This is a genomic window from Floridaenema evergladense BLCC-F167 (assembly GCF_041929205.2).
Classification (GTDB): Bacteria; Cyanobacteriota; Cyanobacteriia; order Cyanobacteriales; family Aerosakkonemataceae; genus Floridanema; species Floridanema evergladense.
The window spans coordinates 2,743,209-2,758,142 of the sequence record NZ_CM171625.1 but is presented as its reverse complement, the minus strand read 5'-3'; the positions used below and the strand labels follow the sequence as shown (position 1 = coordinate 2,758,142).

Here is a 14,934-nt window from a genome sequence, read left to right as displayed (position 1 = left end):
CCATGAATGTAAAATTACTTTCTATAGAATCCGCCGAGGAATGGGGGAAATTTAATCTTTCTGTGCAGCTTGGTACAGAAGAAAATCAGTTTACAATGATGGTTGAATCTGACACCATTGCTGGGGAAAGTTTTGAGGTGATTAAAGGTGATGAAGAGTTCGATCGCATTTTTAAGTTTAATCAAGAAATAGCAGTTAAGTTATATAAGTTACTGGCAAAATTTAAGGATGGAGAACCTTTGGAATTGCCTGTCGATCTGGGTAATTTTTCCCGTAAAGAAGTTGCACAAGTAATTAATCTGGCGATTGAAATCGCGTCTACACAAACAAAGTCCGCCTACGCGGACTAAAGAATAATGGAGGTATTTAACTTGGATTTGATATAACTAGATTTTTCGGTTTTGGCAGTAAGTTTTTACGCAAAATCTCGGATATTTTAACAAAATTTAACTTTTTGTCAGATGGTAAAAAAAATTTTCTAATTTGCATAAAAGTACTTAGGTTATTCCGAAAGAGAGAATAAGAGGTCAGGGAAACTACAGGACGATCGCTTTTCGGGAGGATGTGCGAGCGCTCCTGAGAATACCTATCCCACTAAGCCCTTCCTTTCATAGTTTAAAGGAGTGATTCCTCATGAAAAAATTTTTGATGCTGACAACGCTAGGACTAGCCCTCTCTATCTTTGCCCAAAAAGTTGAAGCTGCTGCCGATGGTTTGTCACTATTTGTTGTTCATGATAAACCTAAGAATGGAAATGGTGGCAGTGCTAAAATGCGTTTCGATTTGATGGGAGATACAGCTTCCATAAAAGTGGTAGACGACGCTGATAGTGATCAAGTGCAGACGCTTTCTGGAGGTACTGTCTTTACATCAAATCATGCTTGGAGTCCCTGCTGTACAGATGGTTTAGCTATTGGTTCCCTCGAAAATGCTTGGGAAATGCTTGTAAAATTTACTGCTGCTCCTACAGGCTTAAACAGTTGGCAAGCCTATTCGTCATCAACATTATCCACGATTCCATTAGCAATGCAAGTCGGAAAAAGAGTTCGATTAGACATTGTTCCTCCGTCTCCAGATCCTACTTCTGTTCCTGAACCTAGCTCTGCATTAAGTTTATTAACAATTAGCATTTTCGGTGCTACTTCCCTGCTGAAACGCAAACAGCAACAGAAAGTTTTGAATTCTGTTGTAACTGATTAATTAGAGAGGACTACAAATTTCTCCCCAAATTCTTCACATCCAAAATTTTCCCTTTTTCGGAGAAACCAGTTTTATGATTTCTACTCAAACCTTTATCAAAGCAACAACTTTGGGATTTGCTGCTATTGCTGTCAGCACTACCGCTTATGCAGCACCAACCCTTATTGATTTGAGAACATGGACAAAGGAAGGCCCACCTGCAAACGGAAATTGGGTTGTATCTCCTGATGGAACCTCAGTTTTTCAAACTATCAACGGCTACCCCACATTCTTTGTCAGTCCAGATAATTTCATTAACACGACCATCAACGGTAAATTTAAGGTTGAAGAAAAGGCGGATGACGATTTCATTGGATTTGTGTTCGGCTATCAGTCACCGATTGCCGCAAATGGTGATAAAGCTAATGAATTCAACTTTATTTTGTTTGATTGGAACCAAGGTATAAACGGTCAATGTCCAATAGGATTTAGTTTAGCCAAAGTTAATGGAACTATTACTGACTATACTAACTTCTGCAAGCACAAAGAAAGCAACAACTTTGATCTGATAAAGACTGACTTCGGCAAAGGCAAAGGTTGGAAAGACTATACTGAATATGATTTTAGTTTGCTCTATCAAACAGATCGTATCAAGATTGATATTGATGGAGAAACTATCTTTGATGTCAGCGGGAAATTTCAACCGGGTCGCTTCGGCTTTTACAATATGTCACAGTCAAAAGTTCGCTATTCAGGGTTTACCCAAGAAGAAACTTCTCCCTCCAAATCTGTTCCCGAACCTACTTCTGCATTAGGTTTATTAGCATTCGGTACTTTCGGTGCAGCTTCCCTGCTGAAACACAAACAGCAACAGAAAGTTTTGAATTCAGTTGTAAGTGATTGATGAAAGTGCGATCGCCTACTTGGAACTAATCAAAATGCGATCGGATTGGGGGATTTATCGAAGTGCGATCGCATTTGGTAATCAATCAGGGTTATCTTCCCCCAAATCATCCTCTAAAATTGCTTCGATATCTCTTGCGCCATGAATAACTCGCAAAATTTCCACTCCCGAATCGCTAGAGAGGTAAAAAACAAGATATTTTCTAAATCCTTTGATAGCTTGCTGCCGAACTCCAGTTAAATTAGGATGAGAAAATTGACATAATTTTCCCATTCCAGGCATTTTACCCAGTTGTTTGAAAGTTTCTTCCGCTGCTGCTAAGAAGCGATCGGAGACATCCAAACTATCTTCAGCAATATAAGTTGCTAATTCTATCAAATCACGGATAACTTGCGGTCGTTTATTAACTTCGCTCATTACCTCTAGCTCATCTCTTGACGTTTCGTAATTCTCTGACGCACTGTTTGACGAATTTCTGACCAATCGCGATCGCTCATCGGTGTTGCAGTTCCCGAATCTAAACCTTCTAATAACATGGCTTCTAAACGTTCATTCGCTTTCCGTTTTTGGTCTTGGCGAATTAACTCCCGAAAATACTCGCTCACTGTACTGTAGCCACCGTTTGCTACCTGTTCTTCTACATAAGTTCGCATTGCATCAGGCAGAGAAATGTTTATGCTTTTCACATTCGTTACTCGCTTTACTTCTCTTTTATATTATGGCAAGATTTGCCATTTTCTGCCAAATTCAGTTGTCAGCGATATGCCTACGACAAGAATAGCGATCGCGCCAGCGATGCGGAGCATTATTGAGTTTGGGAATTAATGGAAATGCGCTCGGTTTAGGAATTAATTGAAATGCGAATACTACTTCAAATAAATTCTATGCGATCGCCTCATTTAGTTACTGGCAAATAAGTAATTACATCTTGATACTCATCATCAAGTGCGGTTTCTGCAATGATAATTAATTCATCGATCATTCGACCCATACTCAAATTAGAATTCAAAATAAAAATTCCTGGTACATGGCGACCTTGCGCGATGTGGTCAGCTAAGTGTATGGGCATAGAAGCGCGGTTATTGGTAACTAGCACAAGATTCTGTTCCTCACACCAACAGAGAATCTCTGGATCTAAGGTTGACTTGGAAGGCATACCTGGATCACCTACAGCAAATACAACTAAACTGGAATTACGCTTAAGTAGTTGTATTTGATAAGCAAGATCCACATTTTCATCTAGTAGATAGCTGAGAGTCATTAGCCGATTTTTGAAATTTCTGATTGTTCTTGAGAATCCAGTTTACGCTCTGCCAGTTTTTGTCGCAATCGAATGATTGCCGGATGAGGATTTAACTCTTGCGCCTTCCGTTGTTGATGAGCGAAATCCATCCAATCAGCCAGGTATTTGCTAACAGCTTCCTGGTTGTGTAAATAATAAAGAATCGTTGCGTAAACTTGTTCCAATGTTATAGTGCGGTAACTCTGAGCAATTTCTTCTGGTAGCCGCTTGCGATGAATAAAATCATAGAGAACTGTTTCAATTCCTACCCTCGTTCCCTTAATGCGAATATCGTTAGGGGCTAAAAAATTGAAGTAGTCTTCAAGTTGCATAATTCAAACCTCAACTGGAATTTCGATTATACCAAAACCTGCCGTTGTTTTTCATCCGTTTTGCTGAATCGCGCCATAATAATATGTAGAATTTCGCCCACTGGGAACTCATCAAAATCTAATTATCCTAGTCATGCTTGACGCGATCGCAAATCCTCCATTACAACTATTACCATTCATGTTTTTCCACCTATGAATCATCCAAATAAATCAGTCTCACTTTATCGTAATGCAATGGAAATGCTGGTAATTGAAGAAATAGAACAGCAACTACAAAACCTTCCCCAGCATCTCACTGAATCTATTAACAATAACGAGGCTATAGCTTACGCTCTCAATCGTTTACCACCTTTGTATGCCACTTCTTTAGAAGGATATTTTTGGCAACAAAAACAAGCCAGAGAAACATTAAAAGATTTAATTTCTAAAGCTGCTAGCTGGGGAATAAAGGCGGCTCAAAGAAAAAAGTAATTTCGCTCCTATCGAGATACAACACAAGAATTAATTGCACTGTTAAATCAACAGCAAAACCCAAATACTAAAGAAAGAATTGTGGCTTTATACCTTTGCAAAATTGGTAAAGTCAACACTCTCACAAATTTAGCTGCAACCATCGGGAAAAATCCAAAAACTTTGCGTCGTTGGTTACAAACTTACCGATTTCAAGGATTAAACTCTCTCTTACAACTTAACTAAACTTAAGCTTAAATCCATCCAACTTGAGGTAAATAATCTAATGCCTACATTATCATTATCTCTCAGGAATCCTCACCCTTCTACTAAATCTATCTCTAAACGTTTGATAGATATTATCGGTAGTTTAGTCGGATTACTAATTTTAGCTTTAATTTTTTTCCCGATCGCCATAGCCATCAAATTAGATAGTCCTGGCCCAATTTTCTACAGTCAAAGACGTTATGGACTCTATGGTAAATCTTTCCGAATTTACAAATTTCGGACTATGGTGCAAAACGCCGATGCACTCAAAGCGTTAATCAACAATGAAGCTAAAGGATTAATATTCAAAAACGAAAATGACCCCCGAATTACCAGAGTTGGGCGCTTCCTACGTCGCACTAGTTTAGACGAGTTTCCCCAATTTTGGAATGTTCTCACAGGAGAAATGAGTTTAGTAGGAACTCGTCCTCCCACAACAGATGAAGTAATTCACTATAGTAAACATCACTGGCAGAGATTGAATGTAAAACCAGGATTAACAGGTGAATGGCAAGTTAACGGTCGGTCAAAAATCAAAGATTTTGAAGCTATTGTTGCTCTTGATTTGCGTTACCAAAAATTATGGAACCCTTGGTATGATTTAGTTATTATTGTTCAAACATTTTTTCTAATTCTTAGACAAACAGGTGCTTGTTAAGGACTTGAAAACATGAAACACTTGTTTGTTAAATTCGAGATAGAGATGTTTCCAGAACCTGTAATAGGAACAGTGGAAAAGAAAATAACTTCTAATCAACCAGGAAGGGTTAAGTTTTTAGGGACTTATTGGCCTGCTAAACTCCATGAAGCTAATAGACAAATAACTCTAATTCCTGAACAAACTATTCATATTATTGGGATTCAAGGAATTACATTGTTGGTAAGTCCTGTTAACAATGAATTGTTTTAGACCTTTGATACGGTTTATTTATATGTACTTTCTGCTGGGTAGTTTATTAGATGGTTCGGCTGGCTTGGCTTGGTGCTTATTACAGGCTTTTAAAACTTAAATTATCCTTGATTAATGTATTTGTTAGATACCAATCATTTCAGAATATTCCTTATCCTATAGGTACTAATAAATTGTTATCTTCCGTAATTATACTGGTGAATTCCTCAAAGCCTTGGTCTACTATGAAGTTGTATGAAAAACCAGTTAGATTTATCTAAAATATAGTTAATTAAAACCATGCTCCCAACTTAAAGCATAGTTTTATAATTTAAGGCTACTTTAAGAATTAACGCAAGTATGGAAAATTGGAGAAAAATCAACGTCAAAGTAAAAAAAGGATATGGTATTGCATCAGGTAAAACTAAAGACCCACGTTTTCCTAATGGTACGATTGAAATGCAAAAGCCTTTTTTTAGGGAACTTGGTCTGGATTTAAGTCAATATTTTACTGGGACAATCAACATTTCTATTGCTCCATATAACTACGAAATTAAACAACCAAAATATACATTCAAAAATCTAAAATGGGCAGCAGCAGAACCAGCAGAAGATTTCTCATTTTGTGATTGTCAAATTCTACTAAATACTGGTAAATCACAGTCTGGTTTAATCTATTATCCTCATCCTGAAACTAAACCCGAACATTTTCAAACCCCCGACACTCTGGAAATCATTACATCTTTTATTAATGGATTAAAATATGGAGACGAACTGATTATTGCTGTAGATCCGCAACAAATTAATATCAATTAGTCTACAGTTGTTTATGAATGCTGCACAGATGAATGATAATTAACTTAAGTTAAAAATTAACTCTATGAACAATGAAAAGCTATCTTTATCCGCGATTGAATTTAGATATTAGTTTTGTTGACCTCGCCTTTGGCTTATTTCCTTGGCTTAGTAAATCATCTGTACAAAGCCCATCTATTCTCCAAGATTTTAGCCAAAATCACAAACAAGTTTTGGTAACACTTTCGGTTCGTACAGCTTTCGATTTATGGTTACAAGCACTAAATTTCCCCAAAGGAACAGAAGTTTTGATGAGTGCTATTAATATTCGAGATATGCAAGAAATTGTAAAAAATCATGGGTTAATTCCGGTTCCTGTTGATATTAATTTGGATACTTTAGCACCTGATATTGAGTTATTAGGAAGTTTGATTTCGCAAAAAAGCCGTGTTTTCGTAGTGGCTCATTTATTTGGTTCAATTATTGATTTAGAACCAATAGTTAACATTTGCCAAAAACATCAGATTCTTTTAGTGGAAGACTGTGCTCAAGCCTTTTGTGGTACTAATTATTATGGTGCATCTTCAGCAGATGTGAGTTTGTTTAGTTTTGGGCCAATTAAGTCTTCTACTGCCTTGGGAGGTGCTATTGTTTGTATTAAAGATTCAACGATAGCTGAAAAGATGGTTACTTTGGCAGCAGAATATTCCTGTCGTAGCGAATTGTGGTTTGGCAAACGAATATGGAAGTATTTGGGGTTGAAAACATTATCAATTCCCCAAGTTTATGTACATCTAATATCGCTTATGAAATTGTTAGGTTTTGATATTGATATTACCATTAATTCTTTAACTAGAGGGTTTGCTTCAGGAGATTTATTTACTAAAATTAGATATCGTCCTCCTCAAATGATGCTTCAATTGTTATGGCGACGGTTGAACAATCTGGATAATAGTCGCTTCCAAAAGCGAGAGGATAAAGCTCGTTTATTAATTTCTCAGTTAGATCCTGAGATTGTTTATCCTGGTAGTAAAACAGCTTTTCATTCATTTTGGGTGTTCCCCATTTTAGTAAATAAACCTGACTCTTTAATGACTAAACTTAGAGCCGAAGGTTTTGATGCTACGCGAGGTAATACTAGTTTAACTCATTTTTCAAATTTACCAGAAACTGAATTATTAAAGGTGAAGAATCTGTTTACAGCCAAGCAGTTGTCTGAGCAAATTTTGTATTTACCTGTATATGCAAATATGCGAGATACAAATATTATTAGATTGGCTGGGTTAATTAATCAATTTTCGGGAAAAATATCTGATAAAAGTCGTAAAAATCCTCCCTCAGTTAATGGCATTTGTTAGTTGTTCAATTTAGGCTGTAATCAACAATCGATGGTGAGCAGTAAATTGGTTTAATCTTTATGATTTTTCTTGATTATATAGTTTAACTTTAGTGAAATGCAGTACGACGGTCTTGCCAAACAATAGCATTGTGTAAAGGTTGTCCGGTAGTTTTATCCCATAATAAACAAGTTTCTCGCTGTACTGTAAGTCCAATTGCTTGGATTTCCGTAGCTTTAATTTTGGCTTGTTGAATGGCTTTTTGCATTACTGTGCAGGTGGCTTGCCAGATTTCTAATGGGTCATGTTCTAACCATCCTGGTTGTGGGTAATAAAGAAACAGTAATTAATTCCTTTTTAGGTTATGCCAGTCGTTGGTATCAACAAACAGAACACAGTGAATTTGATTGGATAGGGATAATTATTTCCGCACAACCACCAAAACAAAAACGTGGTGGCGTAATCTATCCAGTTGAGGGAAACCGTTGGGTAGTCACATTATCCGGTATTGCTCTTGATTATCCACCAACTGATGAAGCGGGGTTTTTAGAATTTGCTCGTAGTCTTCAGAGTCCAATAATCTATGAAACCATCAGAAATGCTCAACCTTTGTCGGAAATTTATGGTTTTCGAGCTACAGAAAATCGGCTACGTCACTATGAGAAATTGTCTAAATATCCAGATGGATTGCTAGCAGTAGGAGATGCAGTTTGTGCTTTTAATCCTGTTTATGGTCAGGGGATGACAGTAGCTGCTATTGGTGCATTAACTTTAGATGAATGTTTGAGTCGCAAACATAGCCGTAACTATCACCTGAGCCGACATTACTATAAGCAACTGGCGCAACATTTACAAATACCTTATGTATAATCAGAAATATAAAGCATGATAGGTGGCTGAAAATTTCTTATTTTAGGCTATTGTTTGACCCAAAGCTTCAATAGCTTGCAGATAATCAAAGGGTAAACCGCAATTTTTACCTCCTTTAATGATATATTCCAAATATTGATAGCTAGGCAATTGTGCTTCGACAATATGTTTCGGGCAGGCTATATAAACCTGAGCATTTATCATCCGATTATCTTCTGTATAGACGGCACATTTTTGACGTTTATAATGTAACGGATGCCCTTCATATATATCTAGAGAAAATAGGTCATCTGCTTCCAGTTCTACAATAATGCCCCAAACTTTACGGGTAGAATGAGGCATGACATTAGCTGCAACTCCTCCTCTATGCAATCGCTTGTTAAAACGTAATTCGTAGCCGGGTAAGAACGCTCGTTGATATTTGCCGTTCCAATTTTTGACTCGCGAGCGTAGGCGAGTCCAATCAAGATTGGAACCATACATAAAAACTGGGTTCAAATCGGTTAACATTAACTGAGTAACTCCTGATAATAATGGTTGACAACTTTTGGGAGAAATGTCATTTGTTGCAGTCGGTGATTATCTATCTTGAAAGCACTGGTAATCTGGATGCGACTTAAAAAATCCAAATCGTGTGAAATCACTAATAAAGCACCTTGATAATCGTTGATTGCATCTATCATCTGTTCGACAGTGGCAATATCTAAATTGTTTGTTGGTTCATCTAGAATTAACCAGTCAATTTCAGAAACGCTAATCATGGCTAATGCTAATCGTGCCAACTCTCCACCACTGAGTACAGATGCTAACTGGTCAACCGTTTGGTTAAAGAATAGAAAATGCCCAAGTTGTTGACGCACTAATTGATAGCTCAGGGCTGGATTTACAGCTTGCATATTTTCAACTAATGTGAGATTACGCTCGACAAATTCATAATTTTGGTCAAGATACACAGCTTTCAGATTGGATGAGAGGAGAACTTCCCCATGATTCAAAATCGCTCTTAAAGAACGATTTAAAATTGCTTTAATCAAGCTTGATTTTCCCGAACCATTAGCACCTGAAATCGCTACTCGCTCCCCTGCTCTCAAATGAAAATCGATATTTTCGATTAGTAGTTGTTGGTTAACCCAGAGATTAGCATTCTGGATTTCTACCAAATAACGATTTTTGTGGCTCCTTTGGGACAATTGAATATGAGCAACTTTGGTAGTTTTCACTTTAGTTTGTTCTACCTTTTGAGTGGCATTAGCGATCGCTATTTCATGCTTCTGCTTCAGTTTACCAGCACTAACTTCTGCTTTCCGTTTATATGCTCCTGCAACAATTCTGGGCATACTATCTGCATGAAGACGACCGTTGCGTTGAGATTGGGCGGCGCGTTGCTGCTCTTGCATTGCGGATGCTTTTGCTTGCTTAAGTTCTTTTCTGGCAACTTCGTGTGTTCGCCACTTTGCCTCTAACGCCGTCTGCTTCTGTTCTCGATATGCGGAAAAATTTCCACCATAAACATCAAGTCCATTAGGGGTAAGTTCCCAGACAGTATCAACAACTTGATCCAAGAACATCGGTTTGTGGGACACAATCACAAACGCTCCCGCAAACTGTTGCAACAATTGTCGCAATTCTTCTAATGCCAAATAATCTAAATGGTTAGTAGGTTCATCTAATAACAGAACATTAGGATTCTGTGCAAAGGCGCTGGCTAGTAATAGCCTCGTTAGTTCACCACCGCTAAGGTAATTTATGGGAACTGATAAATCCAGCGTGGTATGGAATTGAGTTTCTAGTAAGTTAGTAATCGTCCACCATTCTTCTGAAATTGCATTCAAAAACCCCAGCACCGTTTGGTGCATAATTTGCTCAACAATGGTGCTGACTTGCGGTAAATAGTAAATCGAACCATAGCACTTAACAGAACCCGCAGTTGGGCGAATCTGTCGGGCGAAAATTTGCAACAGCGTTGACTTACCGACTCCATTTGCACCGACAAGAGCAATGCGCTCCCCAGCAAATACACTTGCTTGCACGTTGCGAAACAGTGTGCGAACCGATGGTAGTTCGTAGGTCAATCCTTCAGCCAACAAATAAGGTTGCTGCGGCATTATGACTACCTCCAGAGTATAAAATTGATTAAATTTGCGGAAATGTCTTCTTCTGCCAGAGAAAGAAACTGGCAACAGCTAATTAAATTTCGACTGGTTGATCTACCACATTGTCAGGCTCATTGCACTGGGAGCGTCAAGTTTTACATACTACACTATACACTACATTATGAAATTTGGCAATTCCAGAGAAGTCAAGATTTTAATCTACTTGACAATTGATAGAAGATACTACAAATCTCTCCGGGTTGCCCAAAATATTAACAACTAGAAACAACATTGACAGTTACAGTTGTAAGAGATAAACTGGAAACATGATAACTCTGCAACAGCTGGCTCAAGGCAATTACAGTTGGTCGTTAGACGAATTAGTTCAAATCGTCAACGTCTTGCTACCGCAATACTTGCCAGAAGAGCGCTCCCATACCAGAGTTCGAGAGGAAATCACTCCACGTTTAGTGCGGCATTACACCACATTAGGAATGTTGGATGAACCTCTCAAAGAAGGTCGCTATGCGGTTTACACCTACCGCCATTTGTTACAGATATTAGTGGTGCGGCGATTATTGGCCGAGGGTTATGGAGCAAGTGCGATCGATAACTTCGCCAAAAGCAAGGATAACACGGAACTAGAGGCATTATTGCAAGGAGGCGTTCAACTAACTCTGACTACAGCTAATCCAGCTTTAGCGTTTTTGGAACAGATTCAAAACCGTCAATCTCTTCCGAAAATAACGCCGATACCTACTTCTAGCACATCAGCGATAGTTAAACCTTCTGCTTCATCGCGATGGGCGAGGTTGGAAGTCATACCCGGTTTAGAAATTCATCTGCGTGAGGATTTTGTTTATCCTAGCAGTCCTCAAGAACAGCAAAATTTGCTGCAACAAATTCGACAAATATTAATAGCTTTTGTAACAAAAGGGCGCTCATCTAAATGAAATAAAAGAGGTAAAATATGGAAATCAAACTTATTCCTTTGCGAACAGCAGTTTGTTCGGAACGCGCCACAACTTTAGATATTTTAGTTAGAATTACGCCGCCAGAATTGGAAAAACAAATTGAGCGACCAGTGCTAAATTTAGGTTTAGTAATAGACCGTTCTGGTTCTATCTCCACTTTGGACTAGTGGGACTAAACCCAAATTTGAGAACTTCGTTACAGTCCTTGTGGTAGGTTCGGATTTTATCGCAGAGATTCTGTAAATCTTCCTCCGTGAGTGTTGCGCCGCTTAAAAACACATCAATATATTCTGGGACTCCCAGCCGTTCAAGTAGGTAACGTTCTTGCTCCCGTGTGGGTAAGTCTGGGGCATAAGGGATATACCCCCAGCTTGCTTGTTTGTAGATAGTACGTTCGGAACGCTCGATCGAAAGGGCATATCTCCCCCCTTGGGAATCGGGGTTTTCTTCAATCCCGTATTGTAAATCTTCATAGCGGGTCAACCGATGCCCGTGTTTTTCCACAGCTTCTACTACTTCGGGTGTGATTTCAAATTGATTTAAAACCATTGCCGCCGCAATTGGATTCCGTTTTTTGAACAGACAATAACTAGCTATTTGTTCGGAACCTCCCAACAGTGGAGAGAAATCTTCCGTAACGTTACAGAACATCATCACATCAGTTTTCTTCTGCCTGAGAATCTGTTCCTGGGTATGAGTTTCCGATCGCTTAATCTCTTCCCTTTCTTTAGCATCCAAAGGTTTAGCCGCCGCAATTTCACAGAATCCGTCCCACTCAATCTCTTTTCTCAGTTCTTTTAAAGAAGTTTTGGTATCGGGATCTGTCTTGATTTCTTTAGTGGTGATTGTGTTTCCTTCATACTTCATTCGGGCAATAAAGTTATCTCTTAATGCCCACATTGAATAATTATGATCGGCTGATATCTTGCAGAAAGTTTTGATATGTGGGTCGTTATCCCGATCGTACTGGTAATCCACAAAGGGCAGTAAATCCGGGCGTAAACTAGGACGGATTAAAGCTAAAAACCGATCGCATCTCCCGCATTCGGATCTGCATTTCCCTCCTTTTTGTCCAATCTGCTTCAGCATCTCATTGGACTGCTCTGAAATTACTGAGTTTTTTAATATTGGAAAAAAGGCATCAGTTGTTATTTCCTTCACCAAATAAATGCCGTAAAATTCGCTGGTTTTCAGTTTGGATACCTCTAATAATGGCTCTGTCTGCTTCGGCATTTTGAGCGAATTGCACCATCAAAGCCGTCAACTGATTGACGTTGGCTTGGGTTACTTCTTGGTTTTCCGTTAGTTGGTCAACTCTTTCTGTCAGTTGGTTAACCCTTAGCGTTAGTCGGTTAACTTCTGTTGTCAGTTGGTCAACACTACCAGTCAGGGATTCCATCTGTTGAGTTAGGACTAGGACTTCATCAAGAATTATGTTTGTCCGGTGAGAAAATTCTCTGTCCATGCCGTCAACGCGAGACTGTATCTCGTTTAATCGTTCTTCAATAGAATTTCCGTTTGAGTTGGTCATATAGTTTAAATTTTCCCTTCTACTTTTGCTTCTGCGATTGCCTTTTTGACTAAAACAGCAATCATCTGGGAAACAGACCTGCTATCGGCTTCTGCAAGTTTTTCCAGTTCCCCATATAAATCATGGTCGATGTATGCCGTAACTCTTCTCAGGTTTGTCTTACCCAAATTCTGAACATTTAATGACTGCATTTTGATATTACTATCCTGCTACTCTGCATTTCTAGGCTATCACAGCTTGTTGACAGTTTGGTAAGACACTGTATATATTATTGGACGTAGAGCAAAACTCTACTGCAATCAAAAAGCCAGTGGTACAGCTTGTAACTTCCCCACTGGCTTACCTCCGAAAAACCCAAGAGGCAACTTCATTATGAGCTAAATCGCGCACTGGTGGGCATTCCACCATTTTTAAAAAGCCAATCAGAACATTTTCGGGACACTTTCTAGATACCTTCTGCCGACAGCGGCAACTGTTCTAAAAGTGTCCGGTAAGTGTTCTCTCAAATGTTCGGTCAGTGTTTATCAAAGTTCTAGAAAGCTTATGGAGACTACATTAACGCCCACAGTTTATCTGCCTACTCAGCAACTACTGAAGGAGTTTAAGGTTTCACTTTCGACGTTACGCAGGTCAACTCAGCTACTCCGCGAAACCTTGCCAGCATCAATTTTTGATAAAGGGTACTGCGAAGAAGGGTACTCGCTGAAGTCGTACCAAGTTCTTAAAGTATTTTTCGCACTGCGTAAACAATCGATGCCCCCACAGCGTTGTGCTGAGTATTTGTTGATCGAATTTTCCAAAAAATCAGGAGTGTAAATCATGGTTAGCCAATCCAAACTTAATCAGATCCCCCTGGAACTAAAACGACATGGGATAGAACCCACTCAACAGCACGTTGACGCAGTTGCCGCTATTCTCCAATCTGATGGCAGAGCGAGTGTCAGCAGTGCCGTTCGACGTTATGCCCAGTCCCAAAACCAAAACCAACAGACTGGGGAAACTGCAACCAAAACCACTGCCAATACCTCACGCCAAGACGATCTACAAAACCTGTCAACCAATATTGGCGATCGGATAGCAGAAGGCGTTATCTCCCAAGCCGTCAATCATGCAATGAAGAGAATTTTGTCAGGGGACTGGACGCTAAACAGCCAAGCCAAAGAAAGCTTAGAAAATGCCAAACAGACTTTAGATGTGGAGTTTTCTACTATCTCGGAAAATTTTTTATCGTTGCCTTCAAATGGCTTATCAAATGGCAACTTACTACCAAGCTCAGAAGAAATCTTCGATGCCGAAGTAGCACCCGAACCTATCACCCAATCTTAATCATTACTGTGGTATTACTGCTCTGTTTCACTGTAGATATGTCTAGCAAAAATCGCAGTTATTTACTAAGAGTAGTATCGCCATACATCCAGCTAATTAGAAAGTAAGTTAACCATAACGTTATGGTTATAAGCTAACACTAACAGGAGGTGATTCTTATCAATCCATTAACAGCTTTAAGTGCCGGGATGCTAGGTGGTGGCGTGCTTCTGGGTTACATGATTGGCAGTGCTGCGGTTAATTTCCAGCAAGTGAATGAGATTAATCGCCTCAATTCAGAGGTAAAAAACCGAGAAGAACTTATCGAGCAAGAACGCAGTAATGTCCAGAATCATAAGCAATTTATCCGCACCAAAGACACCTTAGCTAGACGGTTTTGTGACCAATACTTTAAGAGTGAGAAGAAATGATGGAGCAACAATTACTTGAGCAGTTAGCACAAGATAACCAACAGCTAACCGCCAAATGTGCAGAGCTTGAAAAACAATTAGCTAATCATAAATCTGAAGGATGGTTGATTTTTTTTGTCGAATTAGCCTTGCTATTTGGATTAGGATTATTTATCGGTAATTGGCAAGGAAAATGGCAAGGATACGATGAAGGCTACGCTAAAGCGGCTAACAATTGGAAGCGAGAATATTGTGAATTGAAGCATCCTAAAAGCGTAGAAGATTTTAGAAATTGCATGAATTACTAAAGAGGTGA

Annotated in this window: 26 protein-coding genes and 1 pseudogene; 16 read left to right on the top strand and 11 right to left on the bottom strand. The window is 39.0% G+C overall.

From position 1 onward, the window contains the following. The first annotated feature begins 2 nt into the window (after positions 1-2). From ACE1CA_RS13590 to ACE1CA_RS13580, 3 genes are all read left to right on the top strand, one after another. Positions 3-350, top strand: coding sequence for a hypothetical protein (locus ACE1CA_RS13590; RefSeq protein WP_413280381.1), 348 nt, complete (start codon positions 3-5; stop codon positions 348-350). A gap of 283 nt (positions 351-633) precedes the next feature. Further along, positions 634-1,200 (top strand): PEP-CTERM sorting domain-containing protein, encoded by a 567-nt coding sequence (locus ACE1CA_RS13585; RefSeq protein ID WP_486517845.1) that lies wholly within the window; start codon positions 634-636, stop codon positions 1,198-1,200. Positions 1,201-1,273: 73 nt separating this feature from the next. Next, on the top strand, positions 1,274-2,083 hold the full coding sequence (locus ACE1CA_RS13580; RefSeq protein ID WP_413280379.1) for a PEP-CTERM sorting domain-containing protein: 810 nt from the start codon (positions 1,274-1,276) through the stop codon (positions 2,081-2,083). A gap of 81 nt (positions 2,084-2,164) precedes the next feature. On the opposite strand, the gene ACE1CA_RS13575 is transcribed toward ACE1CA_RS13580, so the two are convergent. Both ACE1CA_RS13575 and ACE1CA_RS13570 read right to left on the bottom strand, forming a co-directional pair. Further along, positions 2,165-2,500, bottom strand: coding sequence for a type II toxin-antitoxin system RelE/ParE family toxin (locus ACE1CA_RS13575; protein WP_413266225.1), 336 nt, complete (start codon positions 2,498-2,500; stop codon positions 2,165-2,167). A 5-nt stretch (positions 2,501-2,505) separates the two neighbouring features. Continuing rightward, positions 2,506-2,769 (bottom strand): type II toxin-antitoxin system ParD family antitoxin, encoded by a 264-nt coding sequence (locus tag ACE1CA_RS13570; protein WP_413280378.1) that lies wholly within the window; start codon positions 2,767-2,769, stop codon positions 2,506-2,508. Between ACE1CA_RS13570 and ACE1CA_RS13565 the strand changes: the two genes are divergently transcribed. After that, on the top strand, positions 2,759-2,908 hold the full coding sequence (locus ACE1CA_RS13565) for a hypothetical protein (RefSeq protein WP_413280377.1): 150 nt from the start codon (positions 2,759-2,761) through the stop codon (positions 2,906-2,908). The two genes, ACE1CA_RS13570 and ACE1CA_RS13565, sit on opposite strands and share 11 nt — an antisense overlap. Positions 2,909-2,978: 70 nt before the next feature. Here the strand turns inward: ACE1CA_RS13565 and ACE1CA_RS13560 are convergent, their stop codons facing one another. Together ACE1CA_RS13560 and ACE1CA_RS13555 are read right to left on the bottom strand one after the other, a co-directional pair. Then, entirely contained in the window at positions 2,979-3,344 is a 366-nt protein-coding gene (locus tag ACE1CA_RS13560) for a DUF5615 family PIN-like protein (RefSeq protein ID WP_413280376.1), read from the bottom strand. Next, a complete protein-coding gene (locus ACE1CA_RS13555) occupies positions 3,344-3,697 on the bottom strand; it encodes a DUF433 domain-containing protein (RefSeq protein ID WP_413280375.1) in 354 nt (117 codons plus the stop codon). Before ACE1CA_RS13555 ends, ACE1CA_RS13560 begins: the two co-directional genes overlap by 1 nt. A 192-nt stretch (positions 3,698-3,889) precedes the next feature. Here ACE1CA_RS13555 and ACE1CA_RS13550 point away from each other — a divergent pair, with 192 nt between their 5' ends. The 6 genes from ACE1CA_RS13550 (at position 3,890) to ACE1CA_RS13525 (ending at position 7,456) form a co-directional block, all read left to right on the top strand. Next, positions 3,890-4,168, top strand: a complete 279-nt coding sequence (locus ACE1CA_RS13550) for a late competence development ComFB family protein (RefSeq protein ID WP_413280374.1) — start codon at positions 3,890-3,892, stop codon at positions 4,166-4,168. Between the two features lie 81 nt (positions 4,169-4,249). After that, the gene (locus tag ACE1CA_RS13545) at positions 4,250-4,393 is read left to right on the top strand and encodes a hypothetical protein (RefSeq protein ID WP_413280373.1); all 144 of its coding nucleotides are present in this window, start codon (positions 4,250-4,252) and stop codon (positions 4,391-4,393) included. Between the two features lie 40 nt (positions 4,394-4,433). Next, positions 4,434-5,072 carry a sugar transferase gene (locus ACE1CA_RS13540; RefSeq protein WP_413280372.1) on the top strand — a complete coding sequence of 213 codons (639 nt, stop codon included), beginning with the start codon at positions 4,434-4,436 and terminating at the stop codon, positions 5,070-5,072. 12 nt (positions 5,073-5,084) lie between these two features. Further along, positions 5,085-5,324, top strand: a complete 240-nt coding sequence (locus ACE1CA_RS13535) for an NfeD family protein (protein ID WP_413280371.1) — start codon at positions 5,085-5,087, stop codon at positions 5,322-5,324. 339 nt (positions 5,325-5,663) lie between these two features. After that, entirely contained in the window at positions 5,664-6,119 is a 456-nt protein-coding gene (locus tag ACE1CA_RS13530) for a hypothetical protein (protein ID WP_413280370.1), read from the top strand. A gap of 71 nt (positions 6,120-6,190) precedes the next feature. After that, complete coding sequence (locus ACE1CA_RS13525) at positions 6,191-7,456, top strand: DegT/DnrJ/EryC1/StrS family aminotransferase (protein ID WP_413280369.1); 1,266 nt, start codon at positions 6,191-6,193, stop codon at positions 7,454-7,456. Between the two features lie 97 nt (positions 7,457-7,553). Here the strand turns inward: ACE1CA_RS13525 and ACE1CA_RS13520 are convergent. Then, a pseudogene (locus ACE1CA_RS13520) lies at positions 7,554-7,769 on the bottom strand (FGGY family carbohydrate kinase); the annotation flags it as partial. Here ACE1CA_RS13520 and ACE1CA_RS13515 point away from each other — a divergent pair. Beyond that, positions 7,733-8,305 carry an NAD(P)/FAD-dependent oxidoreductase gene (locus tag ACE1CA_RS13515; RefSeq protein ID WP_413280368.1) on the top strand — a complete coding sequence of 191 codons (573 nt, stop codon included), beginning with the start codon at positions 7,733-7,735 and terminating at the stop codon, positions 8,303-8,305. The pseudogene ACE1CA_RS13520 and the gene ACE1CA_RS13515 sit on opposite strands and share 37 nt — an antisense overlap. 42 nt (positions 8,306-8,347) lie before the next feature. Here ACE1CA_RS13515 and ACE1CA_RS13510 read toward each other — a convergent pair whose 3' ends face one another. Beyond that, positions 8,348-8,815, bottom strand: a complete 468-nt coding sequence (locus ACE1CA_RS13510) for a gamma-glutamylcyclotransferase family protein (RefSeq protein WP_413280367.1) — start codon at positions 8,813-8,815, stop codon at positions 8,348-8,350. After that, entirely contained in the window at positions 8,815-10,410 is a 1,596-nt protein-coding gene (abc-f, locus tag ACE1CA_RS13505) for a ribosomal protection-like ABC-F family protein (protein ID WP_413280366.1), read from the bottom strand. The genes ACE1CA_RS13510 and abc-f overlap by 1 nt, the downstream gene beginning before the upstream one ends. Before the next feature lie 314 nt (positions 10,411-10,724). On the opposite strand from abc-f, the gene ACE1CA_RS13500 reads away from it, so the two are divergent. Then, entirely contained in the window at positions 10,725-11,351 is a 627-nt protein-coding gene (locus ACE1CA_RS13500; RefSeq protein ID WP_413280365.1) for a MerR family transcriptional regulator, read from the top strand. 17 nt (positions 11,352-11,368) lie between these two features. Then, entirely contained in the window at positions 11,369-11,539 is a 171-nt protein-coding gene (locus ACE1CA_RS13495; RefSeq protein ID WP_413280364.1) for a hypothetical protein, read from the top strand. Here ACE1CA_RS13495 and ACE1CA_RS13490 read toward each other — a convergent pair. From ACE1CA_RS13490 to ACE1CA_RS13475, 4 genes are all read right to left on the bottom strand, one after another. Continuing rightward, the gene (locus ACE1CA_RS13490; RefSeq protein ID WP_413280363.1) at positions 11,520-12,461 is read right to left on the bottom strand and encodes an SAM domain-containing protein; all 942 of its coding nucleotides are present in this window, start codon (positions 12,459-12,461) and stop codon (positions 11,520-11,522) included. The two genes, ACE1CA_RS13495 and ACE1CA_RS13490, sit on opposite strands and share 20 nt — an antisense overlap. Before the next feature lie 52 nt (positions 12,462-12,513). Then, positions 12,514-12,903: a DUF948 domain-containing protein gene (locus tag ACE1CA_RS13485; RefSeq protein ID WP_413280362.1), complete on the bottom strand. Its 390-nt coding sequence runs from the start codon at positions 12,901-12,903 to the stop codon at positions 12,514-12,516. 5 nt (positions 12,904-12,908) lie between these two features. Continuing rightward, the gene (locus ACE1CA_RS13480; RefSeq protein WP_413280361.1) at positions 12,909-13,094 is read right to left on the bottom strand and encodes a ribbon-helix-helix domain-containing protein; all 186 of its coding nucleotides are present in this window, start codon (positions 13,092-13,094) and stop codon (positions 12,909-12,911) included. 444 nt (positions 13,095-13,538) lie between these two features. Beyond that, complete coding sequence (locus ACE1CA_RS13475) at positions 13,539-13,724, bottom strand: hypothetical protein (protein ID WP_486517840.1); 186 nt, start codon at positions 13,722-13,724, stop codon at positions 13,539-13,541. Here ACE1CA_RS13475 and ACE1CA_RS13470 point away from each other — a divergent pair. From ACE1CA_RS13470 to ACE1CA_RS13460, 3 genes are all read left to right on the top strand, one after another. Further along, entirely contained in the window at positions 13,723-14,229 is a 507-nt protein-coding gene (locus ACE1CA_RS13470) for a hypothetical protein (RefSeq protein ID WP_486517839.1), read from the top strand. The genes ACE1CA_RS13475 and ACE1CA_RS13470 overlap by 2 nt on opposite strands. Positions 14,230-14,378: 149 nt before the next feature. Next, the gene (locus ACE1CA_RS13465; RefSeq protein ID WP_413280839.1) at positions 14,379-14,639 is read left to right on the top strand and encodes a hypothetical protein; all 261 of its coding nucleotides are present in this window, start codon (positions 14,379-14,381) and stop codon (positions 14,637-14,639) included. Further along, positions 14,636-14,926, top strand: coding sequence for a hypothetical protein (locus ACE1CA_RS13460; RefSeq protein ID WP_413280840.1), 291 nt, complete (start codon positions 14,636-14,638; stop codon positions 14,924-14,926). The genes ACE1CA_RS13465 and ACE1CA_RS13460 overlap by 4 nt, the downstream gene beginning before the upstream one ends. Positions 14,927-14,934: the final 8 nt, after the last annotated feature.

Excerpts from the sequence above, each read along its gene's own strand:
- ACE1CA_RS13590 (WP_413280381.1), top strand. The coding sequence starts at position 3 with ATGAATGTAAAATTACTTTCTATAGAATCCGCCGAGGAATGGGGGAAA.
- ACE1CA_RS13585 (WP_486517845.1), top strand. The coding sequence starts at position 634 with ATGAAAAAATTTTTGATGCTGACAACGCTAGGACTAGCCCTCTCTATC.
- ACE1CA_RS13580 (WP_413280379.1), top strand. The coding sequence starts at position 1,274 with ATGATTTCTACTCAAACCTTTATCAAAGCAACAACTTTGGGATTTGCT.
- ACE1CA_RS13575 (WP_413266225.1), bottom strand. The coding sequence starts at position 2,500 with ATGAGCGAAGTTAATAAACGACCGCAAGTTATCCGTGATTTGATAGAA.
- ACE1CA_RS13565 (WP_413280377.1), top strand. The coding sequence starts at position 2,759 with ATGCTTTTCACATTCGTTACTCGCTTTACTTCTCTTTTATATTATGGC.
- ACE1CA_RS13560 (WP_413280376.1), bottom strand. The coding sequence starts at position 3,344 with ATGACTCTCAGCTATCTACTAGATGAAAATGTGGATCTTGCTTATCAA.
- ACE1CA_RS13555 (WP_413280375.1), bottom strand. The coding sequence starts at position 3,697 with ATGCAACTTGAAGACTACTTCAATTTTTTAGCCCCTAACGATATTCGC.
- ACE1CA_RS13550 (WP_413280374.1), top strand. The coding sequence starts at position 3,890 with ATGAATCATCCAAATAAATCAGTCTCACTTTATCGTAATGCAATGGAA.
- ACE1CA_RS13540 (WP_413280372.1), top strand. The coding sequence starts at position 4,434 with ATGCCTACATTATCATTATCTCTCAGGAATCCTCACCCTTCTACTAAA.
- ACE1CA_RS13535 (WP_413280371.1), top strand. The coding sequence starts at position 5,085 with ATGAAACACTTGTTTGTTAAATTCGAGATAGAGATGTTTCCAGAACCT.
- ACE1CA_RS13530 (WP_413280370.1), top strand. The coding sequence starts at position 5,664 with ATGGAAAATTGGAGAAAAATCAACGTCAAAGTAAAAAAAGGATATGGT.
- ACE1CA_RS13525 (WP_413280369.1), top strand. The coding sequence starts at position 6,191 with ATGAAAAGCTATCTTTATCCGCGATTGAATTTAGATATTAGTTTTGTT.
- ACE1CA_RS13515 (WP_413280368.1), top strand. The coding sequence starts at position 7,733 with ATGGGTCATGTTCTAACCATCCTGGTTGTGGGTAATAAAGAAACAGTA.
- ACE1CA_RS13510 (WP_413280367.1), bottom strand. The coding sequence starts at position 8,815 with ATGTTAACCGATTTGAACCCAGTTTTTATGTATGGTTCCAATCTTGAT.
- abc-f (WP_413280366.1), bottom strand. The coding sequence starts at position 10,410 with ATGCCGCAGCAACCTTATTTGTTGGCTGAAGGATTGACCTACGAACTA.
- ACE1CA_RS13500 (WP_413280365.1), top strand. The coding sequence starts at position 10,725 with ATGATAACTCTGCAACAGCTGGCTCAAGGCAATTACAGTTGGTCGTTA.
- ACE1CA_RS13495 (WP_413280364.1), top strand. The coding sequence starts at position 11,369 with ATGGAAATCAAACTTATTCCTTTGCGAACAGCAGTTTGTTCGGAACGC.
- ACE1CA_RS13490 (WP_413280363.1), bottom strand. The coding sequence starts at position 12,461 with ATGCTGAAGCAGATTGGACAAAAAGGAGGGAAATGCAGATCCGAATGC.
- ACE1CA_RS13485 (WP_413280362.1), bottom strand. The coding sequence starts at position 12,903 with ATGACCAACTCAAACGGAAATTCTATTGAAGAACGATTAAACGAGATA.
- ACE1CA_RS13480 (WP_413280361.1), bottom strand. The coding sequence starts at position 13,094 with ATGCAGTCATTAAATGTTCAGAATTTGGGTAAGACAAACCTGAGAAGA.
- ACE1CA_RS13470 (WP_486517839.1), top strand. The coding sequence starts at position 13,723 with ATGGTTAGCCAATCCAAACTTAATCAGATCCCCCTGGAACTAAAACGA.
- ACE1CA_RS13475 (WP_486517840.1), bottom strand. The coding sequence starts at position 13,724 with ATGATTTACACTCCTGATTTTTTGGAAAATTCGATCAACAAATACTCA.
- ACE1CA_RS13460 (WP_413280840.1), top strand. The coding sequence starts at position 14,636 with ATGATGGAGCAACAATTACTTGAGCAGTTAGCACAAGATAACCAACAG.